11 protein-coding genes are annotated in these 12,840 nt (G+C 69.7%); 6 read left to right on the top strand and 5 right to left on the bottom strand.

The window, feature by feature from the left end:
* The first annotated feature begins 2 nt into the window (after nucleotides 1-2).
* Complete coding sequence (locus ACEN9J_RS34680) at nucleotides 3-1,178, top strand: acetyl-CoA acetyltransferase (protein ID WP_413765584.1); 1,176 nt, start codon at nucleotides 3-5, stop codon at nucleotides 1,176-1,178.
* 14 nt (nucleotides 1,179-1,192) lie between these two features.
* Complete coding sequence (locus tag ACEN9J_RS34675) at nucleotides 1,193-2,767, top strand: acyl-CoA synthetase (RefSeq protein ID WP_413765701.1); 1,575 nt, start codon at nucleotides 1,193-1,195, stop codon at nucleotides 2,765-2,767.
* Between the two features lie 10 nt (nucleotides 2,768-2,777).
* Here the strand turns inward: ACEN9J_RS34675 and ACEN9J_RS34670 are convergent, their stop codons facing one another.
* Together ACEN9J_RS34670 and ACEN9J_RS34665 are read right to left on the bottom strand one after the other, a co-directional pair.
* Nucleotides 2,778-4,277 (bottom strand): aminotransferase class V-fold PLP-dependent enzyme, encoded by a 1,500-nt coding sequence (locus ACEN9J_RS34670; RefSeq protein ID WP_413765583.1) that lies wholly within the window; start codon nucleotides 4,275-4,277, stop codon nucleotides 2,778-2,780.
* A gap of 61 nt (nucleotides 4,278-4,338) precedes the next feature.
* A complete protein-coding gene (locus tag ACEN9J_RS34665; protein WP_413765582.1) occupies nucleotides 4,339-4,806 on the bottom strand; it encodes a Rid family detoxifying hydrolase in 468 nt (155 codons plus the stop codon).
* A gap of 210 nt (nucleotides 4,807-5,016) precedes the next feature.
* Here ACEN9J_RS34665 and ACEN9J_RS34660 point away from each other — a divergent pair, with 210 nt between their 5' ends.
* Together ACEN9J_RS34660 and ACEN9J_RS34655 are read left to right on the top strand one after the other, a co-directional pair.
* A complete protein-coding gene (locus ACEN9J_RS34660; protein WP_413765581.1) occupies nucleotides 5,017-6,375 on the top strand; it encodes a cache domain-containing protein in 1,359 nt (452 codons plus the stop codon).
* On the top strand, nucleotides 6,372-7,097 hold the full coding sequence (locus ACEN9J_RS34655; protein WP_413765580.1) for a response regulator transcription factor: 726 nt from the start codon (nucleotides 6,372-6,374) through the stop codon (nucleotides 7,095-7,097). The genes ACEN9J_RS34660 and ACEN9J_RS34655 overlap by 4 nt, the downstream gene beginning before the upstream one ends.
* On the opposite strand, the gene ACEN9J_RS34650 is transcribed toward ACEN9J_RS34655, so the two are convergent.
* Nucleotides 7,075-7,890: a glycerophosphodiester phosphodiesterase gene (locus ACEN9J_RS34650; RefSeq protein ID WP_413765579.1), complete on the bottom strand. Its 816-nt coding sequence runs from the start codon at nucleotides 7,888-7,890 to the stop codon at nucleotides 7,075-7,077. The two genes, ACEN9J_RS34655 and ACEN9J_RS34650, sit on opposite strands and share 23 nt — an antisense overlap.
* A 144-nt stretch (nucleotides 7,891-8,034) precedes the next feature.
* On the opposite strand from ACEN9J_RS34650, the gene ACEN9J_RS34645 reads away from it, so the two are divergent.
* Nucleotides 8,035-8,325, top strand: coding sequence for a DUF1330 domain-containing protein (locus ACEN9J_RS34645; RefSeq protein WP_057594164.1), 291 nt, complete (start codon nucleotides 8,035-8,037; stop codon nucleotides 8,323-8,325).
* A 33-nt stretch (nucleotides 8,326-8,358) separates the two neighbouring features.
* Here the strand turns inward: ACEN9J_RS34645 and ACEN9J_RS34640 are convergent, their stop codons facing one another.
* Entirely contained in the window at nucleotides 8,359-9,339 is a 981-nt protein-coding gene (locus tag ACEN9J_RS34640) for a tripartite tricarboxylate transporter substrate-binding protein (RefSeq protein WP_413765578.1), read from the bottom strand.
* Nucleotides 9,336-10,232, bottom strand: a complete 897-nt coding sequence (locus tag ACEN9J_RS34635) for a LysR family transcriptional regulator (RefSeq protein ID WP_057594162.1) — start codon at nucleotides 10,230-10,232, stop codon at nucleotides 9,336-9,338. Before ACEN9J_RS34635 ends, ACEN9J_RS34640 begins: the two co-directional genes overlap by 4 nt.
* Nucleotides 10,233-10,545: 313 nt before the next feature.
* Between ACEN9J_RS34635 and ACEN9J_RS34630 the strand changes: the two genes are divergently transcribed.
* A complete protein-coding gene (locus tag ACEN9J_RS34630; protein WP_413765577.1) occupies nucleotides 10,546-12,840 on the top strand; it encodes a TonB-dependent receptor in 2,295 nt (764 codons plus the stop codon).

Genomic DNA, 12,840 nt, shown 5'->3' with positions numbered 1-12,840 from the left:
TCATGCGCAACGACAACGCCTACATCGTCGGCTGGGGCCACACGCCCTTCGGCAAGCTCGACAACGCCGAGCTCGAGCAGCTCATCCGCGACGCCGTGCAACCCGCGCTCGACAGCGCGGGCGTGGCGGCCGAGGACATCGACGGCATCTTCGTGGGCCACTTCAACGCCGGCTTCGTAGGCCAGGACTTCACGGCCTCGCTGCCCGCGGTGGCCATGCCCGAGTTCCGCCACACGCCGGCCGTGCGCTGCGAGAACGCCTGCGCCACCGGCTCGGCCGCGATCTGGGCCGCGCTCGACGCCATGGCCGCGGGCCGCATGAAGCGCACGCTGGTGATCGGCATGGAGCGCATGAACGGCCTGCGCACGCCCGAGGTGGCGGCCACGCTGATCAAGTGCTCGTACGTGAAGGAGGAGGGCGCCGACCCGGCCGGCTTCGCGGGCATCTTCGGCGGCATCGCGAGCAACTACTTCGAGCGCTTCGGCGATCAGTCGGACGCGCTCGCGGCCATCGCGGCCAAGAACCACGCCAACGGCATGCACAACCCCTATGCCCACATGCGGCGCGACTTCGGCTTCGACTTCTGCCGCACGCCCTCGGACAAGAACCCCTTCGTGTCGGGACCGCTCAAGCGTTCCGACTGCTCGCTGGTGTCTGACGGCGCGGCCGCGCTGGTGCTGTCGACCGAGCCGCTCTCGGGCGCCAGGGTGCCCGCGGTGCGCTGGCGCTCGCGCACGCACGTCAACGACTTCCTGCCGATGTCGCGCCGCGACCCGACGCAGTTCGAGGGCGCGGCCATGGCGTGGAAGAAGGGCCTGGCCTCGGCCGGCGCCTCGCTCGACGACCTGGGCTTCGTCGAGACGCACGACTGCTTCACCATCGCCGAGCTGCTCGAGTACGAGGCCATGGGGCTCGCGCCGCACGGCGAGGGCGCGCGCGTGATCCTCGACGGCGTGACGCGCAAGGACGGCCGGCTGCCGGTCAACCCTTCGGGCGGACTCAAGTCCAAGGGCCATCCGATCGGCGCCACCGGCGTGTCGCAGCACGTGATGGCCGCGATGCAGCTCTCGGGCACGGCCGGCGGCATGCAGGTCGAGCGCACGCGCATGGGCGCGGTGTTCAACATGGGCGGTTCGGCGGTGGCCAGCTACCTCAGCATCCTGGAGCCGGCCTCGTGAGTGCGGCGCAGGCGATGAACCTGGGCCGGCTGCTCACGCAGACGGCCGCGCTCTTTGCCGAGCGGCCGGGCCTCATCCAGGAAGGCGGACGTAGCTGGACCTGGGGCGAGATCGAGGCGCGCGTGGCCGCGATGACCGCGGCGCTGCGCGCGCTCGGGCTGAAGAAAGGCGACCGCATCCTCGTGCTGTCGCGCAACAACCTGCAGATGTTCGAGAGCTGCTGGGTCGCGTTCCGCCTCGGCTGCGTCTGGGTGCCGACCAATTTCCGGCTCACGCCTCCCGAGGTGGCCTACCTCGGCGCGTCGAGCGGCGCGGTCGCGATGATCGTGGAGGACATCTTCCCCGGCCACACCGACGCGGTGCGCGCGGCCTCGCCGGCGCTCGCGCACGTGCTCGCGATCGGCCGCGCGCGCGAGGGCGAGCATTCGTACGAAGACCTGCTGCGCGCGCACGAGGCACACGACGCGGCGCAGGCCGAGCACGAGACCGTCGACCGCGACGACCCGCTGTGGTTCTTCTACACCTCGGGCACCACCGGCCGGCCCAAGGCCGGCGTGCTCACGCACGGACAGATGGCCTTCGTGGTCGCCAACCACCTGGCCGACCTGATCCCGGGCACGACCGAGCACGACTGCTCGATCGCGGTGGCGCCGCTGTCGCACGGCGCGGGCATCCATGCGCTGCTCAACGTGGCGCGCGGCGCGGCCACCGTGCTGCCGGCCAGCGAGAAGCTCGACCCCGAGGCCTTCTGGGCCTCGGTGCAGGCGCACCGCATCAGCAACCTCTTCACCGTGCCGACCATCGTCAAGATGCTGGTCGAGCATCCGGCGGTCGACCGCTACGACCACAGCTCGCTGCGGCACGTGATCTACGCGGGCGCGCCGATGTACCGCGCCGACCAGAAGCTCGCGCTGAAGAAGCTCGGCAAGGTGCTGGTGCAGTACTTCGGGCTAGGCGAGGTCACCGGCAACATCACGGTGCTGCCGGCCGCCATGCATTCGGCGGACGACGAGGACCCGAACGCCAACATCGGCTCGTGCGGCCGCGCGCGCACCGGCATGGAGGTGGCGATCCTGGATGCCGAGCTGCAACGCCTGCCCACGGGCGAGGTCGGCGAGATCTGCGTGCGCGGCCCCGCCGTGTTCGCGGGCTACCACGGCAACGAGGAGGCCACGCGCAAGGCGCTGCGTGGCGGCTGGTTCCACACCGGCGACCTCGGCCGGCTCGATGCGCGCGGCCTGCTCTACATCACCGGCCGCGAGTCCGACATGTACATCTCGGGCGGCTCCAACGTCTATCCGCGCGAGGTCGAGGAGGTGCTGCTCACGCATCCCGCGGTGGCCGAGGTGGCGGTGCTCGGCGTGCCCGACCCCAAGTGGGGCGAGGTCGGCGTGGCGGTGGTGGTGCGGCGCGAGGGCGCGCAGGTCGATGGCGATGCGCTGATCGCGCACCTCGACGGCCGCTGCGCGCGCTACCGCTGGCCGCACCACGTGTTTTTCTGGGAGGCGCTGCCGAAGTCGGGCTACGGGAAGATCGCCAAGAAGGACATCCGGCAACTGCTGGTCGAGCGCGGCGAGATCGCGGCGTAGGCGGTCCGTCTCAGGCCATGGCGCGCGACGTGGCCCACATCGCGTCGACCAGCCGGTCGATGTCCGCCGCGTCCGCCCACAGATGGGTCGACACGCGAACCACCCAGTGCCTGGCCTCGGAGCCGATGACCGGGACATCGACGTTGCGGATCAGGAAGCCCGGCGCGTGGTCGCTCATGAGCCGCGCCACGAAGCTGGCGGACTTTTCCTTGTTGCCGATGTCCGCCGGATTCACGAAGGGATTGAACGAGGTGATCGCCGACAGCAGCTTCGGATCGTCCTTGGGCGAGTAGAGCCGGTCCACGCCCCACTTCTCGGCGATGCGTTCCTTGAGGTAGCTCGCCAGCGTCAGGTCGTAGGTCTCGATCTTCTTGCGGCCGACCTGGTCCCAGAGCTGGCCGGCCTTGACCAGCGCGTTCCACAGCGGCAGATGCATGCTGCCGCACACGCTGACCTGCGCGGCGATGTCGTAGGTCGCAGTCTGGTTGGTGCTGCGTGCCATCGGCTTGGCGAAGCTCGAGGTGTGAACGGGATACCACGTCGGCAGGGGCAGCGGGTTCGATGCCGCGCGGATCTTGTTGCGCACGATCAGGATGCCGGTCGACCCGGGCCCGCACTGCCACTTGTGGCCGGCGCCGGACATGAAGTCCATGCCGAGCCTGGCGTAGTCGTAGTGCATCATGCCCGGCAGGTGCGCGCCGTCGACGATGCTGATCAGCTCGTGCTTGCGTACCACGGCCATCAGCTCCTCGATCGGCAGCATGGTGCCGGTCTTGTAGGTGGGCGAGGACCACATCATGGCGCGCACCCGCTTGCCCGCGTTGCGCAATTCGAGGATGCGCTGCTCGAAGAGATCGGCGTAGTCCGAGGCCCGCTGCGCATTGCCGACCGGCAGCTCCACCCTGGACACCTCGATGCCGTAGCGGGCCTGCGCGATCCACAGCGGCGTGTCGCCGCCGACGTGCTCGTGGTTGGTCGTCACGACGACGTCGCCGCTCTTCCAGTCCAGGCCCAGGATCGCGTGGCACATGCCCGAGGAGGTGTTGGCCGAGAGCGCCAGCTCGTCGGGGTCGACCCCGAAGGCCGGCGCCAGCGCCTTGCGCTGCTCCATGAGGTCGGTGTAGCCGCTCGCCGATTCCCTGGCCTTCGCGCGGTTCTCCTCGTCGAACAGGTCGAGCACCAGCTTGGGCATCGATCCCGCGGTGCCGATGTTCATGAAGGTCTTCGCGGGGTTGAGCACGAACATGCCCTGGACCTGGGTCCAGAAGGCCTCGTCCTGGAGCAGTCGGATGCGCAGCGCGTCGGCCGCGGTGGGGATCGTCGCCGCGAAGGCGACGCCACCGCCGTCGCCACCCCCGCAGCCCGCGAGCTGGCCCAGCGCGGCCAGTCCGGCGCCCGCGCCCAGGACCCGCATGAAATCCCTGCGCTTGGAGGACCATCGGCCCGCCGTGTGAATCGAGAACGCCGGTTCCGGTCCGGTGACTGGGGTGCGTGGCTGTGCTGCATGCATTGCTTCTTCCTCCCTGGGGTGACTCGATGAATGAATGGACTGCGGGTGCTCGCCGGCGGCGTCACCTTCTGCCGGCGACGACCGCGATCTCGATCAGCACGTCGCGCGGCAGCCTGGCCACCTGCACCGTGGCGCGCGCGGGTGGCTGGCTCTTGAAGTACTCGCCGTACACGCGGTTCATCGCCGCGAAGTCGTCGAGGTTCTTCATGTAGACCGTGCTCATCAGCACGTCGGCGTGCGAGAGCCCCTGCGAGGCGAGCTTCTCGCCGATGTGATCGAGCACCGCGCGGGTCTGTGCCTCGATGGTGGTGCCCTGGGTCGCGGTGCCCTTCGCATCCAGCGGGAGCACGCCCGAGAGATAGACGACGCCGCCGTGCGCAACCATCTGCGAGTACGGGCCGATGGCCGGATAGATCCTGTCGGTCGACAGCGCCTGCCTCGCGGGTTGCGGCGGCAGGGTGCAACCGGTCAGCAGCGTGGCGAGTGCGATCGCCGACGGCAGCGCTGGGCGGGGCAGGTGGTGGTGCATGCGGTGTTCTCCCTCTGGGCACGATGAAAGGAATCGGTGCTGTGTCGCCGCGCTGGCGACCCGGGAAATTCTGCGGACCGCGCCGCCGCGAACTCAGAGGACTTCTCCCTGCGTAGTCCTACGCGAAATATTCGCGAGTGCATCGCATGCCGGTGCGCGGGAGATCGCGGTGCAATATCGCGGTGTTCGAAGGAAGCCAGGGAGCAGAAGATGAAAAGCAGGACGATGGTGCTGTTCACGCTCGTGCCGACCGCATTCACGCTGGGTGCGATCCTGTTGGCCGTCTACTTCTATTCGATCGAGCTGAGCAACCAGCAGCACCGATTGCTCAAGGAGGCGTTGATCGCCAGCAAGATGGCCGAGCTGCGCGGCTACGTGAAGCTCGCCCGCAGCGCCTTGCCCGCGCGCGAGCAGACCGAGGGCGTCGCCGACCTGCTGTCGCGCCTCGACTTCGGCACCGACGGCTACTTCTTCCTCTACGACGACAAGGGCCGCAATCTGATGCATCCGCGGCAGCCCGACCTGGTCGGCAAGGACCTGATGGAGATGCGGGACCCGTATGGCGGCACGCCGATCAAGGACCTCGTGGCCGCGAGCAACCAAGGCGGGGGGTTCGTCTACTACTACTGGAACAAGCCCTCGGAGCGGCGTACCGTGCGCAAGCTCGGCTATGTCGAGCCGGTCTCGCCCCATCGGTGGATGCTGGGCACGGGCCTCTATGTCGACGACATCGAGAAGAGCATCCGCGAATTCGACGCGCAGGCGCGGGCGAACATCCACGGCGGGCTGCTGGTGCTGCTGGCCATCTGCGTGCTGTGCCTCCTGCTCATCAGCGGCACCGGGCTCGCGCTGAACATCCGCAACCAGCAGCGCGCGACCGGGGCATTGCGGCAGCTCGCGCGCAGGGTCGTGCGCTCGCAGGAGGACGAGCGCGCGCGGGTCGCGCGCGACCTGCACGACGGCATCGGCCAGATCCTGGTCTCGATCAAGTTGCTGCTCGAAACGGCCATGGCCACGGCCGACCGGCACGGGAACGACGTACCCGTCTCGCCCGGCAGTCCGGGCTCGGCGCGTTCCTTCGTGCAGCGTGCGCTCGACCGCCTGGGCCAGGCGCTGGTCGAGATCCATCACGTTTCGAACGACCTGCGCCCCGCCGCGCTGCAGGACCTCGGGCTGGCGGCCGCCTTGCGCGCGATGGTGCTGGCGATCGGCGAGGAGGGCGGTCCGCGGGTCCGTTTCTCGGCCCACGGAGCGCACTGTCCGCTGACGCCGCAGCAGGGAACGGCGCTGTTCCGCATCTGCCAGGAGGCCTTGACGAACGCGCGGCGGCATGCGGCGGCGCACCGCATCGACGTGCTGCTGCTGTCGACCGCGCGCCGCGTGGTCCTGAGCGTTACCGACGACGGCAAGGGATTCGACCCGCAGCGCGTGCGCCCGGATCGCGGCGGAGGATCGGGCCTGAATCACATGCGCGAACGCATGCTGATGCTGGGAGGCACGGTCTCCATCGACTCCACGCCCGCCGGCACCGTGGTCACGGCGGTGCTGGATCCGAGGAGCCGGCCATGAACGGGCGCGATGCCGTCGGCATCCTGCTGGTCGACGACCATCCCTTCGTGCGCGAAGGGGTGCGGGCCCGGCTCGAGGCCGTGGCGGAATTCCGGGTCGTGGCGGAGGCCGCCAATGGACTGGAGGGCCTCGATCTCGCGCTGATGCATGCGCCGTCGCTGCTGCTGACCGATATCGGCATGCACGGCATGACGGGGCTGCAACTGGCCGAGCGCTGCCGGCAACGGCTCCCTGCCACGGCGGTCATCGTGCTGTCGATGCATGGCGGCCTCGACTACTTCGAGCGTGCGTTCCGGGCCGGTGCCAGGGGCTACGTGCTCAAGCACGCGCCGGCCGAGGAACTCGTGACCGCGATCCGCACGGTCATGGCCGGAGGCTGCCATTTCAGTCCCGAGCTGATGTGCGAGCGCGTGGGCGAGAGCGATGCGCCGCCCGATCGGCTCCATCGGCTGACGGCGCGCGAGCGCTTCATCCTCGCGGGCCTGGCGCGCGGCCTGTCGAACCGCGACATGGCCGACGAGCTGCGGATATCGGCGCGCACCGTCGAGAGCTACAGGTTCAGCCTGAAGCGCAAGCTCGACATCAGCGGCCAGGCCGCGCTGGTGAAGTTCGCGCTCGAGAGCATGCCGCGCCTGGCCCGGGAAGCGCCGCTGCTCGGGCCGATGGACCAGCGATGCCCGGAGCGTGGCGACGCGGTCGTCAGCGGGTGGCGCAGGCCGTGACGGCGTAGTGGTCTTCGTCCGTCAGAACGACCTTGACTTCGGGTCGTGCCGACAGGTATCGCAGCATGCCGGCGTCGTTGACGGTCGACAGCAGGATCGCGGCCTCGTCGAAGGTGGCCGCGGTGACCGGCGTGTAGCGCGCGGCGGTCATCGAGATGGCGTCGGCGCCCACGAAGGCATAGGCCAGCTTCATGAAGGCCGCGTGCAGCCGGTACAGCGGCGCGCTGTACTTGCGGTCGTTGGGGCTGATGGCGTAGCTGGTGTGCACGCCCTGGTCGGCCAGCCAGGACAGGTACAGCGGCTGGCTCGATTCCACGAACGCGCGCTCGGTGAGGCCGTAGCGCTCGAGCAGCGCGCTGAGCCGGTGCGTCGCCTGGTGGGCGGTCCAGGGCGAGAGCTTGCGCAGGTCCTTCGCATCGAGCCAGAAGAGGCCGCTGCGCGGGAAACGCGACAGCACCGATTCCAGGCGCAGCGGCTGGCCGTCGAACAGGGTGTAGGGCCGGTCGTGGGAGACCACGAAGTCGTCGAGCTCGGGGTCGAACAGAACGTCGATCTCCACGCCGGCCGCGCCGCGCCTGAAGGCCTCCGCGATGCCCGCGAGGCTGTTCTCGCCGCCGGCTGCCGCATACCCGCGATGGGCCCAGGCCTTCTGGCATGCGGGAAAGGCAAAGGCCGGCGTCCGGGCCGCCGCGTACCGATAGAGCGGGTCGCTCATCGACAGCAGGAGGCCGAACAGCAGCAGAGGCACCAGCAGCCATCGCCAGCGCCGCCATCGAAAAATTGCACCAGCCATGGAACCTCGCGACGTGGAGTGGACGGAGTGCGATGCGAGCCAGGAGATTGGCCGGTGCAGTGTAGGTGGCTTGCGGCCGGGCCGAGGCGCGAGGCGCCTTGCCCCGCTATATTGAAAGCCTTTGGCAACTACAGAGAAATCGACATGGCAAAAGCCTATTGGGTCAGTGCATACCGTGCCGTCAAGGACGCCGACAAACTCGCGGCCTACGCGAAGCTGGCCGGTCCGGCCATCGCCGCGGGCGGCGGGCGTTTCCTGGCACGCGGCCTGCCCGCGAAAACCTACGAATACGGTCTGGCCGAACGCACCGTGCTGATCGAGTTCGACAGCGTGGCGCAGGCCACGGCCACCCACGACAGCCCCGACTACCAGGCCGCGCTGGTCGCGCTGGGCGACGGCGCCGAGCGCGATCTGCGGATCATCGAAGGCAGCTGAGCGAAGCGGGAGCGGGCCGGACCGGGGCCCGCTTCAGTCCAGCGTGATCCCCGTGCGCCTGGACAGCGCCGCGTACTTGTCGATCTGCTGACGCAGGAAGGCGGCGAAGGCCGCCGGCGGCGCGACCGAAACCTCGACCCCGCCGGCCGCCAGCCGGTCATGCACCTGCGGGGTCTGCAGGGTCCGTGCGAGTGCGCTGCTCAGCGCCTCGACCTGCACCGGCGGCGTGTGCGCCGGTGCCACGAAACCATAGAAGCCGATCAGCTCGAAGCCGGGCAGCGACTCCGCGATCGCGGGCAGCTGCGGATAGGACGCGGCCCGCCGGGCGCTGGTGATGCCCAGCGCGCGCAGGCGCCGCGACTGCAGGTGCGGCAGCGCGCTCTCCAGGGTGACGAAGGCCAACGGCAGATCGCCATTGAGCAGCGCGCGGTAGATCTGCGCGCTGCCGTTGTAGGGCACGTGCTCGAGCGTCACGTCGGCCTCGATGGCGAGCAGCTCGCCAGCCAGGTGCGACACCGAGCCGATGCCCAGCGACGCGTACTGCAGCGGCGGATCGGTGCGCCTTGCCAGCGCGATCAACTGGGCCACGTCGCGCGCGGCGAAGCCCGGCTGCGTGACCAGCACGACGATCGAATGGCCGCCGAGGCACAGGGGCTCGAAATCGTCGAGCGCGTCGTAGGGCATCTGCTGGCGCATCGCCTCGTTGGCGGCATGCGGCGAGAACACCATGCCGATGGTGTTGCCGTCGGGCGCGGCCATGGCCACGGCCTGCGTGCCGACGATCATGCCGCCGCCCGCGCGGTTGTCGACCACCACCGGCCGATCGAGCACGCTCGACAGCTCCCTGGCGATCAGCCGTGCCATGAAGTCGGCGGCGCCGCCCGGGGCCTGCGGCACGATCATGCGCAGGGGCCGGCCCGTGTCATTGGCGGCCAGCGCGTGGCGGCCGGACAGGCCGGCGCACGCGATGGCGGCGAGCAGAGCGCGCCGCGTCGCCAGCGTGCCGCCGTTCACCGCCGCAGCCTGCGCGAGGCGCGCCGGAACTCGTCGGCCAGCGCCGCGGCCGAGGGGGTCAGCGGCCGCTTCGTCGGCGTCACGAGGTGCTGCACGGCCGGCGGCAGATCGAGCTTGATGGGCAGGACCTTGAGCAGCCCGCGTTCGCGCAAGGGCTCCAGCCCGCCCAGGCTGTTGAGCGTGACGAGGTCGCTCTGCAGCAGCATCGACACCAGCGCGCTCGAGGAATCGCAATGCGCCACCAGCGTCGGCGCCGGCAGGCCCTGCCGCGTCATCAGCGTGACGATCATCGGCCCGCCCGACTGCTGCACGCTGTAGAGCCAGCCATAGGGCACCAGCGCGGCCAGGTCGCGCGCATCGGCGGCCGGGTGGCCCGCGCGCACGACGATGCCCATGTCGGAACTGCACAGCTGCTCGGTGTGCAGGTCGGACAGGCTCTGGTCGGTGGGCAGCGGGCCGACCGCGAAGTCGATCCTGGCTTCGCGCAGCGCCGCGATGGTCGACGACGAGCGACCGCCGAGCACGCTGATCAGCGCGTTCGGCGTGTGCTCGCGAAAGCGCGCCACGGCGGTGGGCAGCAGCATGGCCTCGGCCGTGGCCGACAGGCCGACCGTGATCAGCTTGCGGCCCTCGCCGCCGGCGCTCTCGAGCTCCTCCTGCAGATGGCGCAGCTCGGCATCGATCACGCGCGCGCGGCGCAGCACGATGCGGCCGAACTCGGTGGGCTCGACGCCGCGCGCGGAACGCACCAGCAGCGGAACGCCCAGCGATTTCTCGAGCGCGGTGAGGTTCTTGCTGACTGCTGCCTGCGCCAGGCCGAGCTTGCGCGCGGCGGACCGCACGCTGCCGGTTTCGATGACGGCTATCAGATCTCGGAGGTGGGCCTCGCGCACTTTGTCTCGTGTCTCGTTGTCGTTGTGGTCGCGAATTATCCGGCAAGCGTCCGCCGGGGTGCAGCGCCGCCGCGGACGTGTGCGGCATGCGCTGCAACGAGCGAAATACCAGCATCCATGCGGGTTTGCGGCGTTCGCGGTGCGCCGAAAGCCGCTCGCATGCGCCCACCTTTGGTGAACGAGTTAACCGCCGATGTCCTTCCGGGGCGCCACGGGCCGCGACTAACCTCTGCCGCTTTCGCGCCGCGGCGCCGGCGCATCCGAACAAGAACAGAGACATGCGACTTCCCGCTACAGATCGCGCCAGGCCTTCATGAACAGGTTCCTCCTGTCGCTCGCGCTGGTCGCGGCCTTTCCCTGCGTTGCAACCGATGCCATGGCCCAGGACGCGCCCGAGCGCGCCAGGTCGCTCGGCATCGTCACGGTCACCGGCGCCCGGCCGAGTTCGCTGCCCACGCAGATTCCCACCACCATCGAGGGCGTGACGCGCGCCGAGATCGAGACGCGCGTGAACGCCACCGACAGCGAGGACGCGCTCAAGTACCTGCCGAGCCTGCTGGTGCGCAAGCGCTACATCGGCGACTACAACCACGCGATCCTTTCCACGCGCGCCTCGGGCACCGGCAACAGCGCGCGCTCGGCCGTCTATGCCGACGGCATCCTGCTGTCGAACTACCTGGGCAACGGCATCGCCAACGGCACCAACTTCGCGCCGCGCTGGGGCCTGGTCACGGCAGAGGAGATCGAGCGGGTCGACGTGATGTACGGCCCGTTCTCGGCCGCGTACCCTGGCAACTCGGCGGGCGCGGTGGTCGACTACGTGACGCGCATGCCCGACAAGCTCGAGGCCCATGTGAAGGCGGGCTTCTCCTCGCAGCCCAACGAGCTCTACCGCACGAAGAAGAGCTTCAACGGCTGGCAGACCAGCGCCTCGCTGGGCAGCCGCAGCGGCGACTGGTCCTGGTGGATCGACGTCAACCGCACCGACAGTCAGGGGCAGCCGCTGACCTTCACCACGGCGACGCTGGCGTCCACCGTGGCCGGCGGCGCGGGAACGCCGGTGTTCGGCGCGGTGCCCGGCCTCAACACCACCAACGCCCCGTGGCTGATCCTCGGCGCGGGCACGCAGTACCGCACCGTGCAGGACCACGCCAAGCTCAAGCTGGCCTACGACATCTCGCCCACGCTGCGCGCGAGCTACACGCTCGGCTGGTGGCAGAACGCGGGCAGCGGGCAGAGCGAGAGCTACCTCGTCGATGCACGCGGCCAGCCGGTCTACAGCGGGCCGGTCAACATCGGCGGGCGCAGCTTCACGCTCGCGCCCACGGCCTTTCCGTGGACCGAGGACCGCGCCACGCACTTCATGCACGGGCTGTCCGTCAAGAGCAACACCCAGGGTGCCTTCGACTGGGAGGTGGCCGCCAGCCTCTACGACTACGCCAAGGACACGCAGCGCTCGCCCACGGTCGCGCTGCCGCTGGCGGCCCTCGGCGGTGCCGGCACCTTGCAGGACCAGGGCGGCACCGGCTGGAACACGCTCGCGGCCAAGGGCACCTGGCGCCCGCAGGGCGTGGGCGGCGCGCACGTGGTCGACTTCGGTGTCGGCCGCGATGCCTACAAGCTCGTCATCGCCAAGACCAACGTGCTCGGCGACTGGCGGGACGGCCCCGCGTTCACCCCCGTGAGCCAGGTCGGCGGGCGCAGCCGGACGCTCAGTGCCTGGGCGCAGGACGCATGGTCCTTCGCACCGCGATGGAAGACCGTGCTCGGGCTTCGCTACGAGAAGTGGAAGGCCACGGACGGCTTCACCGCCACGGCCACGAGCGCACAGCCCTATGCCTCGCGCAGCGAGTCCGACCTCTCGCCCAAGGCCGCCCTGGCCTACCAGCTCGCGCCTTCGACGGTGATCAAGGCCTCGGTGGGCCGCGCGGTGCGCTATCCGACGGTGGGCGAGCTCTACGGCGCGACCTCGGGCGGCGCGCTCTCGTTCGTCAACGACCCGAACCTCAAGCCCGAGAAGTCGTGGACCGGCGAACTCACGGCCGAGCAGGACCTGGGCAACGGCTTGCTGCGTGCCACGCTGTTCCACGAGACCACGAAGAATGCGCTCTACAGCCAGCTGATTCCGAACTCGACCGTCTCGCGCGTGCAGAACGTCGACCGGATGCGCACCACCGGCGTGGAGCTCGCATACACCGGGCAGGACGTCGGCATCCAGGGCCTCGATCTCGGCGGCAGCCTGACCTATGCCGATTCGAAGACGGTGGCCGACGCGGCCTTTCCGGCGGCGGTGGGCAAGTGGCAGCCGCGCGTACCGCGCTGGCGCGCCACGGCCTACGCCACCTACAAGCCCGATGCGCGCTGGGCCTTCACGGTGGCCGCGCGCTACAGCGGCCGGCAGTACTCGAACCTCGACAACAGCGACGTCAACGCCTTCGCCTATTTCGGGGCGAGTCGCTACTTCACGGTGGACCTGCGCGTCCGCTACCAGATCGACAGGCAGTGGTCGGCCGCCTTCGGCATCGACAACGCGAACAACGACCGCTACTGGAACTTCCACCCGTACCCGCAACGCACCTACACGGCTGAACTGCGCTTCGACCTCTGA

This window comes from Variovorax sp. Varisp41, from assembly GCF_047325085.1.
Lineage (GTDB): Bacteria > Pseudomonadota > Gammaproteobacteria > Burkholderiales > Burkholderiaceae_C > Variovorax.
The sequence above is the reverse complement of the archived record's forward strand: the minus strand, read 5'-3'. Positions and strand labels throughout refer to the sequence as shown.

Coding starts and splice junctions, on each gene's coding strand:
- ACEN9J_RS34680 (WP_413765584.1), top strand. CDS start 3: ATGCGCAACGACAACGCCTACATCGTCGGCTGGGGCCACACGCCCTTC.
- ACEN9J_RS34675 (WP_413765701.1), top strand. CDS start 1,193: ATGAACCTGGGCCGGCTGCTCACGCAGACGGCCGCGCTCTTTGCCGAG.
- ACEN9J_RS34670 (WP_413765583.1), bottom strand. CDS start 4,277: ATGCATGCAGCACAGCCACGCACCCCAGTCACCGGACCGGAACCGGCG.
- ACEN9J_RS34665 (WP_413765582.1), bottom strand. CDS start 4,806: ATGCACCACCACCTGCCCCGCCCAGCGCTGCCGTCGGCGATCGCACTC.
- ACEN9J_RS34660 (WP_413765581.1), top strand. CDS start 5,017: ATGAAAAGCAGGACGATGGTGCTGTTCACGCTCGTGCCGACCGCATTC.
- ACEN9J_RS34655 (WP_413765580.1), top strand. CDS start 6,372: ATGAACGGGCGCGATGCCGTCGGCATCCTGCTGGTCGACGACCATCCC.
- ACEN9J_RS34650 (WP_413765579.1), bottom strand. CDS start 7,890: ATGGCTGGTGCAATTTTTCGATGGCGGCGCTGGCGATGGCTGCTGGTG.
- ACEN9J_RS34645 (WP_057594164.1), top strand. CDS start 8,035: ATGGCAAAAGCCTATTGGGTCAGTGCATACCGTGCCGTCAAGGACGCC.
- ACEN9J_RS34630 (WP_413765577.1), top strand. CDS start 10,546: ATGAACAGGTTCCTCCTGTCGCTCGCGCTGGTCGCGGCCTTTCCCTGC.